At 71.8% G+C, this 24,209-nt stretch carries 22 protein-coding genes; 12 read left to right on the top strand and 10 right to left on the bottom strand.

The features are described from left to right. Positions 1-7 precede the first annotated feature (7 nt). Positions 8-1,642, bottom strand: coding sequence for an MFS transporter (locus OG959_RS34730; RefSeq protein ID WP_442805691.1), 1,635 nt, complete (start codon positions 1,640-1,642; stop codon positions 8-10). A gap of 209 nt (positions 1,643-1,851) precedes the next feature. Here OG959_RS34730 and OG959_RS34725 point away from each other — a divergent pair, with 209 nt between their 5' ends. After that, positions 1,852-2,847, top strand: coding sequence for an Lrp/AsnC family transcriptional regulator (locus OG959_RS34725; protein WP_326664879.1), 996 nt, complete (start codon positions 1,852-1,854; stop codon positions 2,845-2,847). 22 nt (positions 2,848-2,869) lie between these two features. Here OG959_RS34725 and OG959_RS34720 read toward each other — a convergent pair whose 3' ends face one another. Continuing rightward, positions 2,870-3,661, bottom strand: a complete 792-nt coding sequence (locus tag OG959_RS34720) for a metal-dependent hydrolase (RefSeq protein ID WP_326664877.1) — start codon at positions 3,659-3,661, stop codon at positions 2,870-2,872. 170 nt (positions 3,662-3,831) lie between these two features. Here OG959_RS34720 and OG959_RS34715 point away from each other — a divergent pair, with 170 nt between their 5' ends. Both OG959_RS34715 and OG959_RS34710 read left to right on the top strand, forming a co-directional pair. Further along, positions 3,832-6,345 (top strand): DEAD/DEAH box helicase, encoded by a 2,514-nt coding sequence (locus OG959_RS34715; RefSeq protein WP_326664875.1) that lies wholly within the window; start codon positions 3,832-3,834, stop codon positions 6,343-6,345. A 46-nt stretch (positions 6,346-6,391) separates the two neighbouring features. Continuing rightward, complete coding sequence (locus tag OG959_RS34710) at positions 6,392-7,273, top strand: acyl-CoA thioesterase (protein ID WP_326664873.1); 882 nt, start codon at positions 6,392-6,394, stop codon at positions 7,271-7,273. A 20-nt stretch (positions 7,274-7,293) separates the two neighbouring features. On the opposite strand, the gene OG959_RS34705 is transcribed toward OG959_RS34710, so the two are convergent. Beyond that, on the bottom strand, positions 7,294-7,512 hold the full coding sequence (locus OG959_RS34705; RefSeq protein ID WP_326664871.1) for a DUF6011 domain-containing protein: 219 nt from the start codon (positions 7,510-7,512) through the stop codon (positions 7,294-7,296). Between the two features lie 99 nt (positions 7,513-7,611). Between OG959_RS34705 and OG959_RS34700 the strand changes: the two genes are divergently transcribed. The 3 genes from OG959_RS34700 (at position 7,612) to OG959_RS34690 (ending at position 11,690) form a co-directional block, all read left to right on the top strand. After that, the gene (locus OG959_RS34700; RefSeq protein WP_326664869.1) at positions 7,612-8,301 is read left to right on the top strand and encodes a hypothetical protein; all 690 of its coding nucleotides are present in this window, start codon (positions 7,612-7,614) and stop codon (positions 8,299-8,301) included. Positions 8,302-8,500: 199 nt separating this feature from the next. Next, complete coding sequence (locus OG959_RS34695) at positions 8,501-10,270, top strand: cation:proton antiporter (protein WP_326664867.1); 1,770 nt, start codon at positions 8,501-8,503, stop codon at positions 10,268-10,270. Positions 10,271-10,349: 79 nt separating this feature from the next. Then, positions 10,350-11,690, top strand: coding sequence for a chloride channel protein (locus OG959_RS34690; RefSeq protein WP_326664866.1), 1,341 nt, complete (start codon positions 10,350-10,352; stop codon positions 11,688-11,690). A 32-nt stretch (positions 11,691-11,722) separates the two neighbouring features. Here the strand turns inward: OG959_RS34690 and OG959_RS34685 are convergent, their stop codons facing one another. Next, positions 11,723-12,157 (bottom strand): DUF7144 family membrane protein, encoded by a 435-nt coding sequence (locus OG959_RS34685; RefSeq protein ID WP_442805690.1) that lies wholly within the window; start codon positions 12,155-12,157, stop codon positions 11,723-11,725. A 166-nt stretch (positions 12,158-12,323) separates the two neighbouring features. On the opposite strand from OG959_RS34685, the gene OG959_RS34680 reads away from it, so the two are divergent. Both OG959_RS34680 and OG959_RS34675 read left to right on the top strand, forming a co-directional pair. Next, positions 12,324-12,893: a helix-turn-helix domain-containing protein gene (locus tag OG959_RS34680; RefSeq protein ID WP_326664865.1), complete on the top strand. Its 570-nt coding sequence runs from the start codon at positions 12,324-12,326 to the stop codon at positions 12,891-12,893. Between the two features lie 13 nt (positions 12,894-12,906). Then, positions 12,907-13,473 carry a GNAT family N-acetyltransferase gene (locus OG959_RS34675; protein WP_326664864.1) on the top strand — a complete coding sequence of 189 codons (567 nt, stop codon included), beginning with the start codon at positions 12,907-12,909 and terminating at the stop codon, positions 13,471-13,473. On the opposite strand, the gene OG959_RS34670 is transcribed toward OG959_RS34675, so the two are convergent. The 3 genes from OG959_RS34670 to OG959_RS34660 form a co-directional block, all read right to left on the bottom strand. Then, on the bottom strand, positions 13,443-14,690 hold the full coding sequence (locus tag OG959_RS34670; RefSeq protein ID WP_326664863.1) for a metal-dependent hydrolase family protein: 1,248 nt from the start codon (positions 14,688-14,690) through the stop codon (positions 13,443-13,445). The two genes, OG959_RS34675 and OG959_RS34670, sit on opposite strands and share 31 nt — an antisense overlap. Positions 14,691-14,735: 45 nt before the next feature. Beyond that, a complete protein-coding gene (locus OG959_RS34665) occupies positions 14,736-16,166 on the bottom strand; it encodes an MFS transporter (protein ID WP_326664861.1) in 1,431 nt (476 codons plus the stop codon). 109 nt (positions 16,167-16,275) lie between these two features. Next, positions 16,276-17,835: an amidase gene (locus OG959_RS34660; RefSeq protein ID WP_326664859.1), complete on the bottom strand. Its 1,560-nt coding sequence runs from the start codon at positions 17,833-17,835 to the stop codon at positions 16,276-16,278. A 151-nt stretch (positions 17,836-17,986) separates the two neighbouring features. Between OG959_RS34660 and OG959_RS34655 the strand changes: the two genes are divergently transcribed. Both OG959_RS34655 and OG959_RS34650 read left to right on the top strand, forming a co-directional pair. Then, positions 17,987-18,991: an Lrp/AsnC family transcriptional regulator gene (locus tag OG959_RS34655; RefSeq protein WP_326664857.1), complete on the top strand. Its 1,005-nt coding sequence runs from the start codon at positions 17,987-17,989 to the stop codon at positions 18,989-18,991. A 35-nt stretch (positions 18,992-19,026) separates the two neighbouring features. After that, positions 19,027-19,515: a glutathione peroxidase gene (locus tag OG959_RS34650; protein ID WP_326664856.1), complete on the top strand. Its 489-nt coding sequence runs from the start codon at positions 19,027-19,029 to the stop codon at positions 19,513-19,515. A gap of 83 nt (positions 19,516-19,598) precedes the next feature. Here the strand turns inward: OG959_RS34650 and OG959_RS34645 are convergent, their stop codons facing one another. Next, positions 19,599-20,828 (bottom strand): acyl-CoA dehydrogenase family protein, encoded by a 1,230-nt coding sequence (locus tag OG959_RS34645; protein WP_326664854.1) that lies wholly within the window; start codon positions 20,826-20,828, stop codon positions 19,599-19,601. Between the two features lie 171 nt (positions 20,829-20,999). Here OG959_RS34645 and OG959_RS34640 point away from each other — a divergent pair, with 171 nt between their 5' ends. Next, positions 21,000-21,650 carry a TetR family transcriptional regulator gene (locus tag OG959_RS34640; protein ID WP_326664853.1) on the top strand — a complete coding sequence of 217 codons (651 nt, stop codon included), beginning with the start codon at positions 21,000-21,002 and terminating at the stop codon, positions 21,648-21,650. Positions 21,651-21,662: 12 nt separating this feature from the next. Here the strand turns inward: OG959_RS34640 and def are convergent, their stop codons facing one another. Further along, a complete protein-coding gene (gene def, locus OG959_RS34635; RefSeq protein ID WP_326664852.1) occupies positions 21,663-22,208 on the bottom strand; it encodes a peptide deformylase in 546 nt (181 codons plus the stop codon). Positions 22,209-22,260: 52 nt separating this feature from the next. After that, positions 22,261-22,620: a hypothetical protein gene (locus OG959_RS34630; protein ID WP_326664851.1), complete on the bottom strand. Its 360-nt coding sequence runs from the start codon at positions 22,618-22,620 to the stop codon at positions 22,261-22,263. Positions 22,621-22,945: 325 nt separating this feature from the next. Between OG959_RS34630 and OG959_RS34625 the strand changes: the two genes are divergently transcribed. Further along, the gene (locus OG959_RS34625; protein WP_148015277.1) at positions 22,946-24,184 is read left to right on the top strand and encodes a Mur ligase family protein; all 1,239 of its coding nucleotides are present in this window, start codon (positions 22,946-22,948) and stop codon (positions 24,182-24,184) included. Positions 24,185-24,209: the final 25 nt, after the last annotated feature.

Raw genomic sequence — 24,209 nt, 5'->3', positions numbered from 1 at the left:
GTCGCCGTCAGCCGGGTCGCCGCACCGTGACCGGGCCGCCGCCCGCGGGTGTGACCGCTTCGGCCGTGGCGCTGCCGGGAGCGGACTGCGCGGCGGCCTTCACCGTGGCGGCGGACGAGGTGCGCGGCCGGAGCAGGACCGCGGACACCAGGGCGGCGAGCAGCGTCAGCGCCGCGGCGACGATCAGGCAGAGCCGGAGTCCGTCGAGGAAGGCGTCTCCCACCGCGCCCAGGGCCTGACCGGTCTGCGCGCCCAGGTTCATCCGGGCGACCGCGCCGAGGCCTCCCTCGCGGGCGGTCTCCACGATGTTCTGACGGCCGGCTCCGGAGATCCCCGCGTCCGCGAGGTGGGCGGGGAAGGTGTTCAGGGCGCGGGAGGTGAGGAGGGCGCCGAGAACGGCGGGGCCCAGCGCGCCCCCGATCTGGCGGAAGGCGTTGTTGCCGGCCGCTGCCATGCCGGCCAGGTGCTGGGGGACGGAGGCGACCGCCGTGGCCGTCATGGGCGTCAGGATGCCGCCCATCCCGATCCCCAGCAGGGCCAGCCGCCAGGCGATGGAGACGAACGACGTGTCCGCGTCGAGGGTGGTCATCGAGAGCAGCGCGCCGGAGACGACGAGCAGCCCGGCAGTGATCAGGGTGCGGGCGGGAACCCGGTGCATGAGGCGGGAGACGGGACCGCCGACGACGATGGAGGCGGCGGTGACCACGAGCAGGCGCCAGGCGGCCTGAAGGGTGTCGAGCTGTTGCACCAGGCCGAAGTAGAGGCTCAGCAGGAAGAAGAAGCCGATGAGGCCCAGGAAGGTGATCATCGCGACCAGGGTGGTGGCCGTGAACGCCGGGCTGCGGAACAGGGCCAGGTCCAGCATCGGGCTGTCGCTGCGCCGCTCGGCCACGACGAAGGCCACCGCGCCGGCCACGGCGACGAACAGCGCCACCAGGACCGGCGCGTCGGTGAAGGAACCGGCACCGCCCTCGATCACGCCGTACACCAGGGCGGTGATCGCGACCGCGGCGGTGATCTGGCCCGGCCAGTCGAGCCGTCGCCCCTGCGGGGCACGCGAGTCGGTCAGCAGCCGCGCGGCGAAGACCGTCGCGACGAGTGAGACGGGAATGACCAGGAGGTAGATCCACCGCCAGTCCGTGTGCTCCAGGACCAGTCCGGCGATCAGCGGGCCGACGGCCAGCGCCATCAGGAGCGAGGTGGCCCACAGGCCGATGAACTTGCCGCGCTCCCGGTGGTCGGGCACCGCGTGGCTGATCAGGGCCAGGGTCGTGGGGAGCAGTGCGGCGGCGCCGAGTCCGGCGAGTGCCTGGCCGGCCCAGAGCACCTCGACCGACGGGGCCGCCAGCGCGACGGCGGCACCGGCGGCGGAGAACAACAGGCCTGCCTGGAAGACCTTCTTGCGCCCGTGGACGTCGCCGACCACTCCGGCGGTCAGGATGAACGCGGCCATGGGCAGAACGAACGCGTCCTGGACCCAGGACAGTTGGGCCGTCGACGCGTCGAGCGCCGCCTGGATGGCGGGCAGGCTCACGGCGACGGTGGTCACCGGCAAGTAGGCGACGAAGACGCCCAGGCAGGCCATGACGAGCGTGGCCGCCCGCCGGTCGGGCCGGCTGCTCGCCGCGGGTGTGACGTTCAAGGAAGTACTCCTTTGCGACGCGGTGCGCCGCGGTTGATGTCCTGTCCGGGGCGAGGGCCGGCCTGACGTCTTCCGGCCCTCGCGCCCCGTACCGGGAACGGTGCCGGATCGGACCCCAGCATCGGCGACACGAGGCGGAATCAACGAAGCAGGCGGGGTTCACGAGGACAAACCTCCATCCATGCGCGCCGCCGTGCCACACTTCCACCGTGATCGACGACGTGGACATGAGAATCCTCCGCACGCTCCATCGCGCGCCGCGCGCCCCGTTCCGGCTCATCGGTGAGGTGAGCGGGGTGTCGGAACAGACGGCGGCCCGCCGCTATCAGGCCCTGCGCCGGGCGGGCGTGATGCGGGTCGTGGGCCTGGTCGATCCGGCCGTACACGGTGAGGCGCAGTGGGTGGCCCGTATCCGCTGCCGTCCCGACCGGGTCGCTCCCCTCGCCGACACGCTGGCCCGGCGCCCCGACATCGCCTACGTGGGCATCGCCTCGGGCGGCTCGGAGATCATCTGTGTCATCCGCTCACCGCTCCACGCCCCGCGCGCGGACATGCTGCTCCAGCAGCTTCCCCGGTCCACGGCCGTTCTCGACGTGAGCATCGATCTGCTCATCCATCCGTTCGGCGACCCGGACACGGCCGGCTGGACCGGCTACGGCGGACACCTCACCGCCGAGCAGGAACAGCGACTGGCGGCCCGCCCGCCCGCCGCCCCGGACGGCCCGCTGCTCCCCCTCACCGCGCAGGACGGTCCGCTGCTCGACGCCCTCGCCGAGGACGGCCGTACCTCGCACACACAGCTGGCCGAAGCCACCGGCTGGTCCAAGGGCCGAGTCGCCCGCCGGCTGGAGTCCCTGGAGACGTCCGGCACCCTCTCGTACGACATCGACCTGCTGCCGGAGCATCTCGGCTTCCATCTCAACGCCACCCTCTGGCTGCGGGTCGCCCCCGCCCGGCTGGAGGGCACCGGGAACGAGATCGCCCGTCACGAAGAGGTCGCGTTCGCCGGTGCCACCAGCGGCGACCACAACATGATGGCCATCGTCATCTGCCGCGACGCCGAAGAGTTCTACCGCTATCTGACCACGCGCCTCGCCGCCACCCCCGGCGTCGACGCCTACGGGGTGAGCATCCGGGTGCGCCGCCTCAAGCAGGCCGCCTCCCTCATCTCGCACGGCCGTCTGGTCCCTCCCGCGCCCGTGTAGCCGCGGGGCGGACCGCCGGCCGTCAGATGAAGTTCATGGCGGCGGCCCCGCCCACTCCCCCGAGCACCATGAACACCGGCATCAGCACCTTCAGCTCCACCCAGCTGCCGGCCCTGAACCGCATGGCCTTGGGCGGGCCGATCGGGTACCAGCGCTTGCGGCCGACCGGGATCGGCCACAGGATCGGGCAGCCGGAGACGGTCAGCGCGTCGCCGATGTCGTGGACGAGGGCGCCGAGCACGATGGGCAGACCGAGCCAGAGGTATTCCTGGCCGGGGGCGTTGAAGAGCCAGTCCGATCCGTTGCCCGGCTTGTCCAGGACACCGGCGAGAATCCATGCGCTGGTCGCGCCGAGCAGCCACACCAGGACGTCGCTGGACATCCGGGCGGCCCGCCAGAGCAGTCCTTCGACGGCGAGCACCAGGTGGACGAAGAGGATCGCCAGCACCGCCCACCGGCCGCCGGTGATCGCCGCCGCGGAGGCGCCGGCACCGATCAGGACCGCCCACAGCCAGGTGTGGGTGAGTGTCCGGTGGCCGCCGTTGCGGTTCGAGTCGCCCCGCAGCTTGGTGGCCTTGTAGACGGCGTGCGAGAGCTTGTCGACGATCTCGCACAGGCCGCGCGAGATCGGTCCGAAGGCGCGCGAGATGGTCGCCGACTTGTGGTCGAGGTCCGGGGCGAGCGCCGCGCCCGCGGTGATCAGCGCGCCGACGACCAGGACGGGCCACGGCATGGCGTGGCCCGCGGCAGCCGCCGCCGCGCCCACCCCCAGCCAGGCCGCTGCCCCTGACAGAGAGTGTGCCGGTCCCATCATGGCTGTTTCCGCCCCCGTACGTGTCGTGAGGTGCGCCAGGCATCGCCTGTGCGCATGTTCCGGCCATCATCGTTGTGGTGCGGCCGAGTTGAGTGGGCAGCGTATCGTCCGTGATCTTCGTACCGTCGTCCGGTTCCCTCATCGGGGTGGAAGACAGGCAAGATGGGGGCGTGACCCTTATCGATCAGCTGCCCCCGACCGACGACCCCGACGCCCTCTTCGAGGCTTTCTCGTCATGGACCGAGACGCAGGGGATCACTCTCTATCCTGCTCAGGAGGAGGCGCTGATCGAGGTGGTCTCCGGGGCCAACGTGATCCTTTCCACGCCCACCGGGTCCGGAAAGAGCCTGGTCGCGGCGGGTGCGCACTTCACCGCGCTGGCCCAGGACAAGGTCACCTTCTACACCGCTCCGATCAAGGCGCTGGTCTCGGAGAAGTTCTTCGACCTGTGCAAGCTGTTCGGCACGGAGAACGTCGGCATGCTCACCGGAGACGCCTCGGTCAACGCCGACGCCCCGGTGATCTGCTGCACCGCCGAGGTGCTGGCGTCCATCGCGTTGCGTGACGGGAAGTACGCGGACATCGGCCAGGTCGTCATGGACGAGTTCCACTTCTACGCGGAGCAGGACCGCGGCTGGGCGTGGCAGATCCCGATCCTGGAGCTGCCGCAGGCCCAGTTCGTCCTGATGTCGGCCACGCTCGGTGACGTCCGGATGTTCGAGGAGGACCTGACCCGCCGCACCGGCCGCCCCACCTCCGTGGTGCGCTCGGCGACCCGGCCGGTCCCGCTCAGCTACGAGTACCGGCTGACGCCGATCACCGAGACGATCACCGAACTCCTGGACACCCGGCAGTCACCGGTCTACATCGTGCACTTCACTCAGGCAGCGGCCGTCGAGCGGGCGCAGTCGCTGATGAGCATCAACATGTGCACCAAGGAGGAGAAGGAGAAGATCGCCGATCTCATCGGCAACTTCCGCTTCACCACCAAGTTCGGCCAGAACCTCTCCCGTTACGTACGCCACGGCATCGGTGTGCACCACGCGGGCATGCTCCCGAAGTACCGGCGGCTGGTCGAGAAGCTCGCCCAGGCGGGGCTCCTGAAGGTCATCTGCGGTACGGACACGCTCGGCGTCGGCGTCAACGTACCCATCCGCACGGTGCTGTTCACCGCCCTCACCAAGTACGACGGTACCCGGGTACGGACCCTGCGGGCCCGTGAGTTCCACCAGATCGCGGGCCGGGCCGGCCGGGCGGGCTTCGACACGGCGGGCTTCGTCGTGGCGCAGGCCCCCGAGCACGTCGTGGAGAACGAGAAGGCGGTCAAGAAGGCCGGCGACGACCCGAAGAAGAAGCGCAAGGTCGTCCGCAAGAAGGCCCCCGAGGGCTTCGTCGCCTGGTCCGAGACCACCTTCGACAAGCTGATCCAGTCCGACCCGGAGCCGCTTACCTCCCGTTTCCGGGTCACGCACACGATGCTGCTCTCGGTGATCGCGCGTCCCGGCAACGCCTTCGAGGCGATGCGCCATCTGCTGGAGGACAACCACGAGCCCCGCAAGGCGCAGCTGCGCCACATCCGCCGGGCGATCGCGATCTACCGGTCGCTGCTGGACGGCGGCGTGGTGGAGCGGCTGGACAAGCCCGACGCGGAGGGCCGCATCGTGCGGCTCACCGTCGATCTCCAGCAGGACTTCGCGCTGAACCAGCCGCTGTCCACGTTCGCGCTCGCCGCGTTCGAGCTGCTGGACGCCGACTCGCCCTCGTACGCACTGGACATGGTCTCGGTGGTGGAGTCGACGCTCGACGACCCGCGCCAGATCCTCGCCGCGCAGCAGAACAAGGCGCGTGGCGAGGCGGTCGGGCAGATGAAGGCCGACGGCATCGAGTACGAGGAGCGGATGGAGCTCCTCCAGGACGTCACGTACCCGAAGCCGCTGAGCGAACTGCTGTGGCACGCCTACGACGTCTACCGCCAGAGCCACCCGTGGGTGAGCGACCACCCGGTGTCGCCGAAGTCGGTGATCCGCGACATGTACGAACGCGCCATGACGTTCACGGAGTTCACCTCGAACTACGAGCTGGCCCGCACCGAGGGCATCGTGCTGCGGTATCTCGCGAGCGCCTACAAGGCGCTGGAGCACACCATCCCGGACGACATCAAGTCCGAGGACCTGGAGGACCTCATCGCGTGGCTCGGTGAGATGGTCCGTCAGGTCGACTCCAGCCTCCTCGACGAGTGGGAGCAGCTCGCCAACCCGGAGGTGGAGACGGCGGAGCAGGCACAGGAGCGCGCCGACGAGGTCAAGCCGGTCACGGCCAACGCACGCGCCTTCCGGGTGCTGGTGCGCAACGCGATGTTCCGCCGGGTCGAGCTGGCCGCGCTGGACCGGGTCCGCGACCTGGGCGAGCTGGACGGGGACGCGGGCTGGGACGAGGACGCGTGGGGCGAGGCGATGGACGCGTACTGGGACGAGTACGAGGAGCTGGGCACCGGTCCGGACGCCCGCGGACCGAAGCTGCTGAAGATCGACGAGGATGCCGAGCACGGCCTGTGGCGCGTCCGGCAGACGTTCGCCGACCCGAACGGCGACCATGACTGGGGCATCAGTGCCGAGGTCGACCTGGCCGCGTCCGACGAGGAGGGCCGGGCGATCGTCCGGGTCACCTCCGTGGGCCAGTTGTGAGCGCGCCCGTACCGGTGGCGCCGCTGCGAGAGTGGAGAAGAACCGCATGACGAACCCCGCCGAGCGCCTGGTCGACCTGCTCGACCTGGAGCGGATCGAGGTCAACATCTTCCGCGGCCGCAGTCCCGAGGAGTCCCTGCAGCGGGTCTTCGGCGGGCAGGTGGCAGGGCAGGCGCTGGTGGCGGCGGGCCGCACCACGGACGGGGACCGGCCGGTGCATTCGCTGCACGCCTACTTCCTGCGGCCGGGCCGTCCCGGAGTGCCGATCGTCTACGAGGTCGAGCGCGTCCGGGACGGCCGGTCGTTCACCACCCGCCGGGTGACGGCCGTGCAGCAGGGCCGGACGATCTTCAATCTGACGGCGTCGTTCCACCGCCCGGAGGAGGCCGGTTTCGAGCACCAGTTGCCGCCGGCCCGTGTGGTGCCCGATCCCGACGAGCTGCCGACGGTCGCCGACGAGGTGCGCGAGCACCTGGGCGGACTGCCGGTGGCGCTGGAACGGATGGCGCGCCGCCAGCCGTTCGACATCCGCTACGTCGACCGGCTGCGCTGGACGCAGGAGGAGATCAAGGACGCGGACCCGCGCAGCGCGGTGTGGATGCGTGCCGTCGGCCCGCTCGGTGACGATCAGCTGGTGCACACCTGTGCGCTGACGTACGCGAGCGACATGACGCTGCTGGACGCGGTACGCATCCCGGTGGAGCCGCTGTGGGGGCCGCGCGGCTTCGACATGGCGTCGCTGGACCACGCGATGTGGTTCCACCGGCCGTTCCGGGCCGACGAGTGGTTCCTGTACGACCAGGAGTCGCCGGTGGCGACCGGCGGGCGAGGTCTGGCGCGCGGCAGGATCTACGACCGCGAGGGCAATCTGCTGGTGTCGGTGGTACAGGAAGGGCTGTTCCGGCGGCTGGGCGAGCAGCGGTCCTGACGGATCGGCCGGCCGGCGTCTCAGACACCCGGCAGCGGGTCCTGCTCGACCTCGTGCCTGCGGGTGCGGATGTCCGGCGGAGCCGGGTGCAGTTTGGCGTCGCAGGCGGGACCGAGACCGGTGCGGCGTGAGGCCGTGCCGGTGAGCGGGCGCCCGCTCATGCGGCAGCGAACCGGGCGGCGGCCGGTGGCCGCGGCGGTGCCGGGCAGCGGTTCGGGGGCGGGTTCCGGTGACTCCACGCGTCGATCATCCCAGGGTTCCGGGGGCTCCACGCGTCGCTCGTCCCCGGTCCCCGTCTACCCTTCGACTTCCGGTCTCGCACAACGGAGGAGTCGCACGTGACCCACGCCCTGAAAGTGATGGCCCTTCCCACGGACGCGAACGCCGGCGGCGTGGCCCGGCCGGGCGTCGCCGAAGGCTTCGGCCACGTCGTGATCGACACGTCCCAGGGCCACTTCCACGTGGTCGCGTACCTGGAGCGCGAGCTGCCGCCGGGCGGCATACCCGCGTATCTCGCGGCGCGGAAGGACGGTGCCCGTTCCTTCGTGCTCTGGGCCGAACCGGAGCGCCGTACCAGGCTGGCCACGCTCACCACCACCTCGGCGGGCAACGGCGTCTCGGAGTACCGGGTGTGGGGCGGGCAGGGCGAGCCTCTCGGCACGTTCACGCGGGAGAAGGCCCTGTCCGGCAAGGGGCTGCGCACACGCTGGACCGTCACCCCGGCCGGCGGCCCGGAGGCCGTCGGGTACAAGGGCCGGATCTTCTGGTGGTACGTGTGGTGGCCGCTGTTCCCCCTGTGGGTGCTCATCGGCGTGGCGAGCGTCTTCAGCGGCGGCGGCGACGTGCCGCGCGGGCCGCGGCGCATCGTCTGGCGGGCCGGTCGGGAAGCGCCTCTGGAGTACCGCTCCGACGACCGGGTCGTCGTGCACGCCCCGTGGGCCGACCAGCGGCTGGCGGCCGCGCTCACCGCGGTGGTCCGCTCGTTCGACAGCTGGATCGGCACGCCGTGGGACGACAAGAAGAAGTGACGGCCGGCCGGCCGGACCTCGTGCCGCACCCCTCGCGCCGTTAGGCCATTGGATGGATACCGCGGCCCCCTGCCCTCGGTGGGCGCGCGCCTGACCGCCCTGCCGCGCCCCCGCCGCGGAAGGTGGTCGCGCGCGGTGTTCCGCGGGCCGCGACCGCAGCCCACGGCACCGGAGGGATGTCGTCCGAGGAGGCGCTTTTATGACGGCCGATCAGGTGCTCGTGGGTCTGGGACTGATCGTGGTGCTCGCAGTCGCCTCGCAGCTGCTGGCGAACCGGCTGCGCATCCCGGCACTGCTCGTCCTGCTGCCGGTCGGGTTCACCGCCGGGGCCCTGATCGACCCCGTCGACCCCGAACGGCTCCTGGGGGCCGCCTTCTCCCCGCTGGTGTCCCTGGCGGTGGCGGTGATCCTGTACGACGCCGGGCTGGGCCTGGACCTCAAGCGGCTCAAGGGCCACACACGGCGGGTCGTGCACCGGCTGCTCGTGCTCGGGACGGTGCTCACCGTGGTGTCCGCCGCGCTGTTCGCCGCACCGGTCCTGGACATGTCGATGGGGGCGGCGGTGATGCTCGCCTCGATCCTCGTCGTCTCCGGGCCGACCGTCGTCGGGCCGCTGCTCGGCTTCGTCCGGCCCACGGAGCGGCTGCAGCGCATCCTCATCTGGGAGGGCTCGCTGATCGATCCGGTGGGCGGCATCCTGGGGGCGCTCGTCTTCCACGGGGTTCTCGTGGGAGAACGGCCGGGGTTCGCCCGCCAGGTGGGCGAGTTCGCGGCCAGTACGGCGGTGGGCGCCGCCGGCGGGGCGATCGGCGCCGGCGTGCTGTGGCTGCTGCTCCGGCGGGTGCGGCTCAGTGAGGAACTGGCCACCTCGGCACAGCTCGCCGCCGTGGTCGGTATGGCGACGGCCTGTGACGCGCTGCGCGACGACACGGGCCTGATCTCCGCCGTCGTGATGGGAATGGCCATGGCCAATCTGCCGGGCCTGGACCTCCCCGCGCGCCGGCCCTTCCTCGACACACTCGTCTCACTGATCATCGGGCTGCTGTTCGTCTCCATCTCGGCCACGGTCACCCCGTCGTCGCTGCGGCACGTGGTGCTGCCGTCACTCGCGCTGGTCGGCCTGCTCGTCCTGGTGACCAGACCGCTGGTGGCGCACCTGGCGACGCTGCGTACCGATGTGCCGCCCGGGGAACGGTGGTTCATCGGCTGGATGGCTCCGCGCGGCATCGTCGCCGCGGCGACGGCGTCCACGTTCTCGGCCGAGCTGATCGACAAGGGCGTCACGGGCGCCGAACGCATCCTGCCCGCCACCTTCGTCGTGATCGTCGCCACCGTGATGCTGTACGGCCTGACGGCGTTCCCGGTCGCCCGGCGGCTCGGGGTGCTGCGTCCCGCCCGGTCCAGGCCACTGCTCGTCGGCGGCGCGCCCTGGGCGGTCGACCTGGCGTGCGCGCTGCGCACGGCGGGGCTGGACGTCCTGATGTGGGCCGGCGCGGAGAGCGAGCGGGAGCGGATCGCGGAGGCCGGGCTGACGCTGGCCCCCGGCGAACTGCTCGCCGCGGCCACCGGGGCCGGTGCGGAGCTCGAAGGAATCACCGGAGTGCTGCTGCTCACGGACGAGGACGACTTCAACGCCCTCGCCTCGACGACCCTGCGCGAGAGCGTCGACGGCTCGGTCCACCGGCTCGCCTCACCGTCGGCGAGTCACGGGGTGGTCGCGCCGTACACGGGCGGTGAGTCGCTTTTCGGTGAAGGCCTCACCGGGCCCGAGCTCGCCCGCCGGTACGAGGCGGGTGCCCGCGTGGTGGTGCGGCCCGCCGACAGCGCGGTTCCGGACCGCCATGCGCTGCTGTTCGTGGTGAGTCCGGACAAGCGGCTCACCCCGGTCACCGGCAGCCGGTCGCCCGCTCCGGGCGCGGGCGACACCGTCATCCTGCTCGGTCCGCCCGCGGGCGTGCTCACCGGCTGACCGCCGCGGCACGGCAGGACCGCGTGACCCGTACCGATCGACCCCGCACGAGGATTCCCGAGCCGAGGAGACAACGAGCATGTCGGCCGAAACCGCCGGAACACCCGCCGCCCCGCAACCCGACCCCGCTGCCCTGATCCGGACCCGGGGCTATGCGGTCCTGCTGGTGATCGTGGCCGTCCTGGGAGTCCCGATCTCGGCGGGGGCCTTCGGCTTCCTCGCGCTCGTCTCCGAACTGCAGTCCCTCACGTACGACGACCTGCCGAAGGCCCTCGGCTTCGCGGCAGCGCCGTCGTGGTGGCCCGTGCCGCTGGTCGGTGTGGCAGGGCTGCTGACGGGGCTGGCCATCCGCTTTCTCCCGGGGGACGGCGGGCACAAGCCGGCCGAGGGGCTGGTGAGCACCGGTGCGCCCTCGGCCGCGCAGCTGCCCGGCATCGCGCTCGCGGCCATCGCGTCGCTCTCCCTCGGAGCGGTGCTCGGCCCCGAGGCACCGCTCATCGCGCTGGGCGGCGGTGCGGCGGTGTACGCGGTGCGGCTGATCAAGCCGGACATCGATCCGGGGGCGAGCGCGGTGGTGGGGGCCGCGGGCAGCTTCGCGGCCGTCAGCGCCCTGCTGGGCTCGCCGCTCCTCGGCGCGTTCCTGTTGATGGAGGCGTCGGGGCTGGCCGGGCTGATGCTCGGGGTGGCTCTCGTGCCGGGGCTCCTGGCGGCCGGGATCGGTGCGCTGATCTTCACCGGCCTGGGCTCGTGGACGGGGCTCGGCACCTACTCCCTGGCGCTGCACGAGGTGCCGCCGGCCGACAGCCCCACCGCCGCCGAGTTCGGCTGGGCCGTCGTCCTCGGGCTGGGTGCCGCGTTCGTGGGGGCGGGAATCCAGCGGCTGGCGCTGTTCCTTCAGCCGCGGGTGGAGCGGCGCAGGGTGGTGGCCACGGTGGTCATGGGCCTGGCGGTCGGCGTGCTCGCCCACCTGTACGCCGAGATCACCGGGAACTCCACCTCGCAGGTGCTGTACTCGGGCGAGCACGCGCTGGATCCGCTGCTCGCCGACAGCGCCCGGTACTCGGCGGCCACCCTGGTGGTGCTCATCGTCTGCAAGTGCCTGGCCTACTGTGCCTCCCTGAGCGCCTTCCGGGGCGGTCCCATCTTCCCGGCCATGTTCGCCGGTGCGGCGGGCGGCCTCGCGCTCTCCCATCTCCCGGGGCTGAACCCGACCTCGGGGTTCGCCATGGGGATCGGGGCGATGTGCGTGGCGATGCTGAAGCTCCCGATGACGTCGGTGCTGCTGGCCACGCTGTTGCTGGGGTCCCAGGGACTCACCGTGATGCCGCTCGTGATCGTCTCGGTGGTCGTCTCCTACGTCGTCACGCTCAGGATCACTCCCCCGCCGGCCGCGTTCACCACGAAGCCGCCCGCGCCGTAGCGACGTCGCCGGCGGCTGCGGCTCGTTGTCTCTCAGACCCGCTCACGCTCCCCGCCGGCGCAGAGCGCCCAGATGATGAAGATGTCCAGCGCGATGAGCACGATGGACCACAACGGGTAGTGCGGCAGCCAGAGGAAGTTGGCGAGTGCGCCGAGTCCGGCGAGGACGATGCCGACGGCACGGGCCCAGGCTGCCCCGGTGAACAGGGCGCAGCCGGCGAGAACGATGACGATGCCGAGAATGAGGTGGATCCAGCCCCAGCCGGTCAGGTTGAACTGGAACACGTAGTTGCTGGTGGTGACGAAGACGTCGTCCTTGGCGATGGCGGCGATTCCCTGGAAGATCGCCATGGCCCCACCGAAGATCATCAGGATGGCGGCGAAGGCGGTCCAGCCCGTCCGGAACGGGTGGGCGGAATCCGCGGCGGCGCCCCGCGCCGTCCCTGGCTGGTTGCTGGTACTGGCCATGTGGGCCTCCTCGGGTAGCGGAATCACCCGGCAGGACCGAAGCGCCCGGCCGGGCGTCCCCAGGGACAAGCCTGGCACGGCGGCGCGCTACCGGCAGCGCAGGGAAGCCCGGCGCTGTTGCCGGGCCCTCCACCGGCCCTCTCCATATCGAGATAGGATCTCCGTTATGAGAAACGAAGCCGGGGCCGTGGAGGCCGGGCTCGCGGTGCGTCTGGGCGAGCTGCGGATGGAGCGGGGCTGGTCGCTGGACGAGCTGGCCCGGCGCAGCGGGCTCAGCCGCTCGACGCTTTCGCGGCTCGAACGCGGCGAGCTGAGCCCGACGGCCGCCCAGCTCGGCCGGCTGTGCAGCGTTCATGAGCGGACCATGTCCCGGTTGCTGCTGGAGGTGGAGGCGCAGCCGCCGCAGCTGGTGCCCGCAGGCCGGCAGGCGGTGTGGCGTGACGAGTCGACGGGTTTCGTCCGCCGGTCCGTCTCGCCTCCGCACGCGGGCCTGCGCGCGGAGGTGATCGAGGGCCTCCTCGACGCGGGTGCCGTGATCGCGTACGAGAACCCGCCGGTCCCCGGTCTGGAGCAGCACATCTGGGTTCTGGAGGGGACGCTGGAGGTCACCGTCGACGCCACCGCGCACACGGTCGGCCCGGGCGACTGTCTCCGGTTCAGGCTGCGCGGCCCCTCGCGTTTCCACTGTCCGGGCCCGGAGCGGGTCCGCTACGCACTGATGATCGTCGCACCGTGAAAGGACCTGCCGCATGACCGAGATCGTTCCGGTGTCCGGACCCGAACTGGTCACGTACGCCGATGAGCTGGCCGCTCTCCTCGTGGAGACGGTCGACGGCGGATCGTCCGTGGGCTTCCTCGCCCCGCTCGACCGGGGAGCCGCCGCGTGCTGGTGGCGTGAGCGCGCCGGGTCCGTGGAAGCGGGGAAGCACCAGGTCTGGATCGCCCGGGACGGTGAGCGGATCGCGGGCACCATCGGCCTGGCCCGCGCGCCGCTGCCGAACGCCCGTCATCGCGCGGAGGTCGCCAAGCTGATGGTCCGTCCGTCGGCACGGGGCCAGGGGCTCGGCAGGCGCCTGCTGGACGCGGCGGAGCGCTCGGCGGCGGAGGACGGCGTCACGCTGATGGTCCTGGACACGGAGAGCGGCAGCCCGGCCGAGCGGCTCTACCGCTCGGCCGGCTGGACGGAGTGCGGCTCCGTCCCCGACTACGCCGCCGACCCGGCGGGTGTCCTGAAGCCGACCACCTTCTACTACAAAGCGGTCGGCCGGGACGGTGCGGGGTCCGTTCAGGCGGTGAACCCCTCGACGTCCTTGTAGGCGACGCCGTCCTTCATGACGACGAGGATGTTCGCGGGGTCCCCGAGAGCCCGGATGTCGTCGAGCGGGTTGGAACGGGCGATCACGACGTCGGCGCGCTTGCCGGGCTCCAGCGTGCCGATCTCGGCGGCGAGGCCGAGGAGTTCGGCCGCTTCGGCGGTCCCGGCCCGCAGTGCGCCCATGGGAGTCATGCCGCAGTCGACGAGATGGCCGAGCTCACGCAGGTTGGTGCCGTGCTCGGCGATGCCGCAGTCGGTGCCCATCGCGATCCGCACCCCCCGCTCGATGGCGCGCGGGATGTGCCGGCGGGCGACGTCCTGCCAGTGCTTCTTCTTCGCGTACGCCCAGGGCGCCGCCTTCCCGGGGTCCGGGTCGGTCTGGGCGGTGGTGAGCGTCGGTACGAGGAAGGTGCCCCGCTCCAGCATCAGGCCGATGGCCTCGTCGTCGATCTCGTAGCCGTGCTCGACACTGGCGACACCGCCGCGGACGGCGTTGAGGATCCCGCCCCGGCCCTGGGCGTGGGCGGCGACCTTCTTGCCGCGGTGTCCGGCGGCGATCTCCGTGATCGTCCGGATCTCGTCCTCCAGGAATCCGTCGTCGTCGGGCTGGTCGGTCGGGCTCCACACGCCGCCGGTCGCCGCGATCTTGACGCAGTCGGCGCCCTGGCGCAGCACCTCGCGGACGGCCCTGCGGCACTCGGCGGGTCCGTCGGCCAGCCGGCCCATGGCGTTCTCGTTGGGGCGGTGGTCGTTGCCGGGCCGGAAGTCGCCGTGCCCGCCGGTCGGGCTGAGCATGGAGACGGCGACCTGGAGGCGGGGGCCGACGAGCAGACCCGATTCGACGGCTCGCCGGTGTCCGGCATCCGCGCCGCCCAGGTCCCGGGCCGTGGTGACGCCGGCTTCGAGGGTCTGCCTCATCCGGGGTCCGGCCAGGAACGTGAGCAGGCTGTGCGGCAGGGTCGCGATCTCGGCGTGACTCATCGCCGTTCCGGGCGCGGCCATGTGGACGTGGCAGTCGATGAAGCCCGGAAGGATCGTGTTGCCGCGTACGTCGATCCGCCGGGTGGCGGCCGTCGTCGTGGGACTGTCCCCGGTCCGGCCCGCCCAGCGGACGCGCCCGTCCTCGATGAGGACCGCTCCGTCGCGGACTGGGTCACCCCCGGTGCCGTCGATGAGCAGGCCGTTGTGCAGGAGTACGGATGTGGTGGGGGCGGGCATGGCGCTGTTCCTTCCCTGGAGAGGGTGCGGGGGCGGGGCGGAGGTTCAGTTGGCGGACTTCGCGGGGCGGGCCACGACCGCCGCAGCGGCGGCGACGAGAACCGAGACCGTGGCGCAGCACCACCACACGGTGGTGTAGGCGTCGATCGTCGGGACCTCGGTGCCCTGGAAGGTGAGGGCGGTGAGGATGGCCGCGAAGACGGCCCCCGCGACGGAACCGCCCACGGTCTTGGCGGTGTTGTAGATACCGGTGGCGATGGCGGTGCGTTCGTGCGGGCTGGAGTCGACGATCAGGACGGGCATCGCGCTGAGGGCGAGTCCGACGCCCGTGCCGACGATGATGTTGACGACGACGAACTGCCAGGGCTCGTCGTGGGCCGCGATCAGGAACAGATAGCCGATCGCCATGAGGCCGCCGCTGAGCCCGAGGGTGCCGCGTCCGCCGATGAGCTTGAACAGGCGGGAGGCGCAGAGCGAGGCGATGAACGCCATGACGCCGGACGGCAGCATCAGCCAGGCGATGCCGAGGGCGTCGTAGCCGAAGCCGTAGCCGACCTTGTCGGCGGGTGAGGACACGAAGAGCACCAGCGCGGTCTGGGCCCCGAAGAGGGCGGTGCCGAGCAGGAAGCTCGCCGCGTAGACGGGGAGCAGGGTGCGCTGCACGGTGAGGCGGATGTCGACGATCGGCTCGGCGACGCGGAGTTCGACCAGGACCCAGACGGTGAGGGTGATCGCGGCGACGGCGAACAGGCCGAGGGTGGCCGCGTCGGTCCAGCCCCACTTGGGTCCCTGGGAGATGCCGAGCAGCAGTGTGGCGAGTCCGATACTGAGGAGTCCGGCCCCGGCCCAGTCGACCCGGCCCTGGGCCCGGGTCTTGGATTCGGGCACCAGGAAGAAGACGACTCCGGCGCACAGGACGGTGGCAGCGGCCGGGATCCACAGGACGCCGTGCACGGAGGAGATGGCCTCCCGGAGCAGTCCGGCGACGACCATGCCGGCGCTGGCGCCGAAGGTCAGCGCGCCGACGAGCATCGCGATGGCACTGCGGGCGCCGGAGGCGTCGAGCCGGTCGCGGACCAGACCGATCTCCAGGGGCAGGAGCGCGGCGAGCGGTCCCTGCAGCACCCGGCCGACCAGCAGCACCTCGAAGGAGGGTGCCCAGGCGACGAGGACGGAACCGACGGCGAGGCAGAGGACGGCGATGCGCAGGAGCCGTCGGTGGCCGTACATGTCGCCGAGCCTGCCGAACAGCGGTACGGAGACGGCGGCGGCGAGCAGCTGTGCCGCGTTGACCCAGTTGAGGTCTCCCGCACCGACGCCGAGAACGGAGCCGAGTTCGGGCAGCAGGGTCGGCATCATCCCCTGGATGATGCCGCTGGTCAGTTCGACGAAGACCAGGAATCCGACGACCGCGGCGACGCGGGTGGCGCCGAGGCCGGGCGCGCCGGTGCCCGTGGTGGGCTGGATACGCGACATGGGTTCTCCACTTGGGCACGGCCGCGCGCAGGGGCGCGGCAGATGGTGGCGGGACAGGGGGACTTCGGGGCGGCGCACCTGGGATCGGTGCGCCCGGGGCGGGCCGGCGTCAGGCGGTGGGCTGCCGGACGGCGGTGAGGAGTGACCCGGCCACGGCCCGTACGACGGCCAGATCGGCCGGGTCCGGGGTGATGCCGAGGGCGGCGAGCAGCGCTCCGGCGTCGGTGGAGCCGTCGCCCGGGGTGGCGGCGGACGGTGCGGGCGACGCGGGGCCCGTTCCGGTTTCCGGGTCCTGGAGCGGGGCGGGCCGTCGCCGGGGGTCGGGCGTGGCCCGGCGCAGATGCCAGGTGGTGGCCGACTGGTAGGCCTCGCCCGCGGCGATCAGGGTGTGCTCGCTGCGGGGGCGGCCGGCCAGTTGGAGGGAGAGGGGCAGTCCGGCCGGGCCGGTGCCCATGGGCAGCGCGAGGGCCGGGAATCCGGTGGGGTTCCAGACGGCGGTGAGGTTGAGTTCCTCGCCGGGTGCGGCCTCCTGCGCGTACGGTCGCGCGGGGGCCGGCCAGGTCGGGGTGGCTATCAGGTCGACGCCGCCGGGTCCGTCCATGCGCTCCAACAGCGCCGCGGTGAGCCGTTCGCGGGTGTACTGGGCGCGGAGGTAGAGGTGGGCGGGGAGAAGCCCGCCCGCGGCGGCCAGCCGGCGGAAGCTCCGGCCGTGCCCGTCCCAGTCGGCGGCGAGCCGCTCACCGTGCACGGCGAACGCTTCGGCGAGCATGGTCACGGCGTTGACCGCGAGCAGGCCGCCGAACTCTGGGAGCTGGAACTCCGTTGTCTCTGCCCCGAGTTCACGCAGCGTCCGCACGGCCTCCTGGAACGCGTCACGGCACGCCGCCGTGATGCCTGGCGTGTCGAGCAGCCCGTACGGGATGCCGATACGCAGTCCGCGCACCCCGGCGCCCGCCGCGGGGGCGGGCCGCGGCAAGCCGGTCAGCGCGTCGAGGAGGAGTCCGCAGTCGCGTGCGCTGACGGCCATGGGGCCGAGGACGTCCTGCGAGGGGCTGAGCGGGACGCAGCCGTCGACCGGCAACAGCCCGAAGGTGGTCTTGAGGCCGGTGGTGCCACAGAGGGCGGCGGGCAGCCGGACGCTGCCGGAGGTGTCGCTGCCGAGGGCCCCGAGGAAAAGTCCGGAGGCGATGCCGGCGCCGTTGCCCGTACTCGATCCGCCGGTCCAGCGCTCGGGGTCCCAGGGGTTGCGGGGCACCGGGAAGGAGTGGGAGGGATCGGGGCGGCCCATGGCGTACTCGGTCATGGTGGTCTTGCCGAGGACGACGGCCCCGGCGCCGCGCAGCCGGGCGACGGCCGGCGCGTCGAGGCCACGCCACCAGCGCGGGTCATGGGCCGGGCTCTGCACGGTGGACGGTCCCTCGACGGTGGCGAGGTTGTCCTTCACCGCGAGGGGCAGCCCGTGCAGTGGACCGCGTTCGGCGGCGGGCAGGGAGTCGGCCGCACGGGCCGCGGCCAGCGCCTGCTCCGGGAAGCGGGTCACGTACACACCGAGCAGCGGATCGAGCACCTCGGCGTCGGCGAGGGCGGCGGTGACGAGTTCCGCGCTGCCGACGGCGCCCGACCGCAGGGCTGACGCGGCGTCGGCGAGGGTGGCGAAAGGCTGCTGCACGCGGCGCCTCCGGAATCGGTAAGTGGCTGGATCTGATGGAGTACGGCGATGCTAATCTCCGCTCAAGAAACGCCCCTGGATTGCTGATATCTGTCATGGGTGATGATCAAATGCAGTTCCTTCCCATCCCATCCCCCGGTTCGGACTCTCGATGACTGAAACTCTGCCCTCACTGAGCGAGCTGGATCTGGCCCTGGTCAACGCCCTGCAGATCAATCCGAGGGCGACCTGGACCGAGCTGGCGAAGGCGTTGGACATCGACGCCGCGACCGTGGCGCGGCGCTGGGAGAGGCTGCGGGCGGCGGGCCACGCCTGGGTGACGGCGTACCCGTACGGCGGCTCGGGTGCCGGGGCGCTGATCGAGATCGACTGCGCGCCGGGGCAGGCCGGGGCGGTCGCGGAGATCCTGTCGGCGGACCCGCACGCGGTGACCGTGGAGCACGCGGCGGGCGGGCGCGACCTGCTGATCACCGCGATGGCCACCAGCTTCGGCGCGCTCTCGGGCTACATCGTGGACCGGCTCGGCACGATCGCGGGCATCACGGCGACCCGGGCGCATCTGGTCACCCGCAGTTACACGGAAGGCAGTGTGTGGCGGCTGACGAGCCTGAGCCGCTCCCAGCAGGAGGTGCTGGCCGCGTCCCGCAGGTCGGCGCTGGGCGACGGTCAGCACCTTCCCGAGTACGCCGAACTCGTCACGGCGATGGGCGAGAACGGGCGCATGTCCCTCAGCGAGCTCGCCGAAGCGCTCGGCATCTCGGTGAACACGGCGAGCCGCCGGCTGAACCGGCTGCTGGAGGCGGGCCGTCTGGTCATCCGCTGCGACCTGGCGCGTTCCCTGTCCGGCTCACCGGTCGCGGTGACCTTCTTCGGCACCGTGGCCGCCGAGCATCTCGACTCCACGGCAAGGGAGTTGGCCAAGCTTCCGGAGATCAGGCAATGCCTGGGACTGGCCGGTCCGCAGAATCTCATCGCGACCGTCTGGGTCTCGTCGCTGGTGGACGCGCAGGCCCTGGAGGTACGGCTCGCCGCGGCCCTCCCGCATCTGCGGATCGCCGACCGCGCGGTAGCGCTGCGCGCGGTGAAGCTGATGGGCCGGCTGCTGGATCCGGACGGCCGGGCGGTCGGGTTCGTGCCGATGAACCTCTGGGAGTGACAATTGCCGAAGAAGACACCGACGAGGAGACATCCATGACGCTGCACGACATCCCGCTCCACACCCTGACCGGCGAGCCGACCACGCTGGGCGCCTACAGCGGCCAGGCGGTCCTGCTGGTGAACGTCGCCTCCAAGTGCGGGCTGACCCCGCAGTACGCCGGCCTGGAACGGCTCCAGAAGGAGTACGGGGACCGGGGCTTCACCGTGCTCGGCGTGCCGTGCAACCAGTTCGGCGGCCAGGAGCCCGGGAGTTCGGAGGAGATCCGGACGTTCTGCTCGACGACGTACGGCGTGAGCTTCCCGCTGCTGGCGAAGACCGACGTCAACGGCGCCGGCCGGCACCCGCTCTACGCGGAACTCACCCAGCTCGCGGACGCGGACGGCGAGGCCGGTGACATCCAGTGGAACTTCGAGAAGTTCCTCATCTCCCCCGCGGGCGAGCCGGTCGCCCGGATCCGCCCCCGCACGGAGCCCGAGGCCCCCGAGGTCGTCGCGGCCATCGAGGCCCAGCTCCCCGCCTGAGCGCCGGCCCGGCACGACTCGGCCCCCGTTCCTGTCGCGCGGACAGGGACGGGGGCCGGTTCACCGGGGGCCCGGGCGGAGCATCAGCGGATGGGCATACCGGACAGCGTGCGGGCGATCACCAGGCGCTGGATCTCGCTCGTTCCCTCGAAGATCGTGTAGATCGCGGCGTCGCGGTGCATGCGCTCCACCGGGTACTCACGGGTGAACCCGTTGCCGCCGAGGATCTGGACCGCCTGAGCGGTGACCTTCTTGGCGGTCTCGCTCGCGTACAGCTTGGACATGGACCCCTCGGCCGACTCGAACGGCTTGCCGGTGGTCGCCATCCACGAGGCGCGCCAGACCAGCAGGCGCGCCGCGTCGATCTGCGTACGCATGTCGGCGAGCTGGAAGGCGATGCCCTGGTTGTCGATGATCGGGCGGCCGAACTGGGTCCGGGTCTTCGCGTAGTCCAGCGCGACCTCGTACGCGGCACGGGCGGTGCCGACGGCCATCGCGCCGACGGCCGGGCGGGACGCCTCGAACGTGGCCATCGCGGCGTTCTTCACGCGCTCGCCGCCGCCGGAGGCCGCACGCTCGCGGGCCCGGGCGAGGCGCTGGTCCAGCTTCTCCTTGCCGCCGAGCAGGCAGTGGCCCGGGACGCGCACGTCCTCCAGGACGACCTCGGCGGTGTGCGAGGCGCGGATGCCGTGCTTCTTGAACTTCTGGCCCTGCGAGAGGCCCGCGGTGTCCGGCGGCACGATGAAGGAGGCGTGGCCCTTGGAGCCGAGCTCGGCGTCCACGACCGCGACCACGACGTGGACGTTGGCGATGCCGCCGTTGGTCGCCCAGGTCTTGGTGCCGTTGAGCACCCATTCGTCCTTGGCCTGGTCGTACACGGCGCGCGTACGCATCGAGCCGACGTCGGAGCCGGCGTCGGGCTCGGAGGAGCAGAAGGCGGCGACCTTCACATCGTTCGCGTCGCCGTACATCTGCGGGATCCAGGTGCCGATCTGCTCCTCGGTCCCGTTGGCGAGGACGCCGACGGCCGCCAGGCCCGTACCGACGATCGACAGACCGATGCCCGCGTCGCCCCAGAACAGCTCTTCCATCGCCATCGGGATGCCGAGGCCCGTCGGGTCGAAGAACTGCTGCGCGTAGAAGTCGAGGGAGTAGATTCCGACCTTGGCGGCCTCCTGGATGACGGGCCAGGGCGTTTCCTCACGTTCGTCCCACTCCGAAGCGGCCGGACGGATCACGTCCGCGGCGAAGCCGTGAAGCCAGTCACGGACCTGCTTCTGGTCGTCGTTGAGATCGAGCGTGAACTCGGCCATGTTCCCCTCCACGTACTGCCGTCAAAACCGTTCGTTACTTGCGGTAACAACAGTCTGTTACCGACAAGTAGCCTCTGTCAACCGCCCGGGCGGCGATCCACACACCGCTGGGCAGGGTGTTACGTTGCGCAGGCAGGACGGACATGCACGGTCAGGGGTGGGAGAAACGACATGGAGACCACACGACAGGCCGAGCGCCAGCGGTCCGCGGCCGAACGCCGCCGCCGTGAGCTGCTCGAGGCCGCCGACCGCGTGGTGCTCAGGGACGGCCCCGGGGCCTCGATGAACGCCATCGCGGCAGAGGCCGGCATCACCAAGCCCATCCTCTACCGGCACTTCGGCGACAAGGGCGGCCTCTACCGTGCCCTCGCCAAGCGGCACACCGACGCGCTGCTGAGCGCCCTGCGGGCCGCGCTCGACGCCCCCGCCGACCGCCGCGCCCGCGTCGAGGCGACGCTCGACACCTACCTCGCGGCGATCGAGGCCCGCCCGCAGGTCTACCGCTTCCTGATGCACCCGTCCGACGACGCGGCGCACTCGCCCGAGCAGGGCTTCGACGTGGGAAGGCACTCCGCCCCGCTGCTGCGCCGGCTCGGCGAGGAGCTCGCCACCGTCATCGCGGAGCGGGTGGACCTCGGCCCCGACAGCCAGGAGATGGCCCGGATATGGGGCCACGGCATCGTCGGCATGATGCACGCGGCGGGCGACTGGTGGCTGGGTGAACGCCCCTGCTCGCGCGAGCAGTTGGTGCGGAGTCTCGCCGATCTGCTCTGGGGCAGGCTGGCCGCGGCGGGCGACCGCCCCGGTGGTCCCGGGTTCTGACGCCGGCAGCCCTCAGCCGGTGCGTCCCCAGGGCGCCCGGCGGGACGCCCGCAGCGCGCGTGCCTTGCGCAGCCCGGTCAGCCGGTCCGTGTAGACGGCTCCTTCGAGATGGTCGCACTCGTGCTGGAGGCAACGGGCGAAGAAGCCCGTCCCGCTGATCCGCACCGGCTCCCCGTCGGCCGTCACACCCTCGACCACGGCCTGGTCGAAGCGTGGCGTGCCGGCCTCGATGCCCGGGAGCGACAGGCAGCCCTCGGGGCCGCGCACGGTGATGCCGTCGGCCACGACGAGCGTGGGGTTGACCACGTGTCCGAGATGACGGACGTCCTCGTCGTCGGGGCAGTCGAAGACGAACACCCGGAGCGGCACGCCGACCTGGTTGGCTGCGAGACCGACGCCCTGCGCCTCGTACATCGTGGCGAACATGTCCTCGATCAGCCGGGCGAGCGACGGACCGAAGTCCGTGACCGGCTCGCAGGGGGCGTGGAGCACCGGGTCGCCGAGCAGGCTCATGGTCCGGACGAGGCCGGAACTGCCGGGGATGGGGCGGTTTCGCATGACGGCCATCGTACGTTCCGCGGGAACGCCCGCTGCCGGCCGCGGCCGGCCTTCAGGATCTCGGACTCACGGCGGACGAGGACGCGGTGTACCGGGCGCTGACAGCGCTGCCTCCGCCCGGCTGCGAGGAGCGGGCCGACGCGGTCCGCCCGCCGGAACAGCGGACCGGCACCGCGCCGGTGCTGGTCGTCGTGGAGGGGCTCCACGCCGTCGTACCGTGCTGCCCCGCGGCCACCAGCTCGTACGGGCCCGTGGCCGGGGTGTGTGCCCGGCCGGCGCGGGAGTCGACCTGCGCCGGCCGGGTGCCGCCCCGGTGGAGCGAGGCCCGGGCCGTTCCACCGAACCCGGGGTGGCCCGCGTCGCCGCCCGACAGCATCGGGATGTTCCGGATCAGCGTGCAGGATCGGCCCAACCGGCGCGGAGGCCCCTTGCACAGCCTTGGCCCGCGTCGTATCTCCGACGTGGCGGAAACCTGACGGGCGGACGCCACGGGGCGGCGTACCGATGATCCCCCGGACTCCGGCCTCGGGGGTCCCCGGCGTGAAATGACGAGGTGACATTGCTCCTGATCCCGCACAACCGCCCTGAGCTGTATGTTTGCAAGACAAATGAAGTGGTGTTAGTTCGCGCGTGTCTCGTTCCACGGGAACTCCACGGTCCGGACGGTGCCGCCGTGCCTCCGCCACGCCGGACATCGATAGGCTGGGCGCGGACCGATGCAAGGAGGATCTAGGACGATGGCAGGCAACACGGAGCCGTTGTCGCCGCGGGCCAAGCTGGCCGTGACGGCGGGCAAGGCCGCTGCGGCGGTGTCGCGAGCGGCCGGGCGAGGCAGCGGATCGGTGATCGGCGGCCGGGTGGCGCTCAAGCTCGACCCCGACCTGCTGGGGCGGCTGGCGCAGCACCTGGACGTGATCCTCGTGTCGGCGACGAACGGCAAGACGACCACGACCCGGCTGATCGCCGAGGCACTGCGGGCCGCGGGCCCGGTCGTGTCGAACGCGCTGGGCGCCAACATGCCCGCCGGCATCACCTCGGCCCTGGCCGGTGGCTCGGACGCGCAGTACGGCGTGATCGAGGTCGACGAGAAGTACCTCGCCGGCGTCGCCCGCGACACGACGCCCAAGGTGATCGCGCTGCTCAACCTCTCGCGCGACCAGCTGGACCGGGCCGCCGAGACCCGGATGCTGGCCGAGAAGTGGCGGGAGGGGCTGTCCGGCTCGAAGGCCGTGATCGTGGCCAACGCCGACGACCCGCTGATCGTCTGGGCGGCCTCCTCCTCTCCCAACGTGGTGTGGGTCGCGGCCGGCCAGGCCTGGAAGGACGACGCCTGGTCCTGCCCGTCCTGCGGCGGCGTCATGCAGCGCCCCGGCGACGACTGGTTCTGCGGCGAGTGCGGCTTCCGCCGCCCGCCGCCCAGCTGGGTCCTGCACGGTGACTACGTGCTCGACCCGCACGGGTCGGCGTGGCCGATCCACCTCCAGCTGCCCGGCCGCGCCAACAAGGCCAACGCCACCAGCTCGGCCGCCGTGGCCGCCGTGTTCGGGGTGCCGCCGCAGGTCGCCCTGGAGCGGATGTACCAGGTGCAGGCCGTCGCGGGCCGCTACGACGTGGTCACCTTCCTCGGCCGCGAACTCCGGCTCCTGCTGGCGAAGAACCCGGCGGGCTGGCTGGAGACGTTCTCCCTGATCGACCCGCCGCCCACCCCGGTGATCCTTTCCGTGAACGCCCGCGGCGCGGACGGTACGGACACCTCGTGGCTGTGGGACGTGGACTACACCCAGCTCGCGGGCCACCCGATCTTCGTGCTCGGCGACCGGAAGCTGGACCTCGCGGTCCGCCTCGAAGTGGCCGGTCTCGACTTCCGGGTCTGCGAGAACCTCGACGAGGCCGTCCAGCAGGCACCGCCCGGACGCATCGAGGTCATCGCCAACTACACCGCCTTCCAGGATCTGCGCCGTCGTGTCGGCAACTGACCCCGGCCCCGGGCCCCTCAGGAGA

Source organism: Streptomyces sp. NBC_00385 (assembly GCF_035917155.1).
GTDB lineage: Bacteria > Actinomycetota > Actinomycetes > Streptomycetales > Streptomycetaceae > Streptomyces > Streptomyces poriferorum.
The sequence above is the reverse complement of the archived record's forward strand: the minus strand, read 5'-3'. Positions and strand labels throughout refer to the sequence as shown.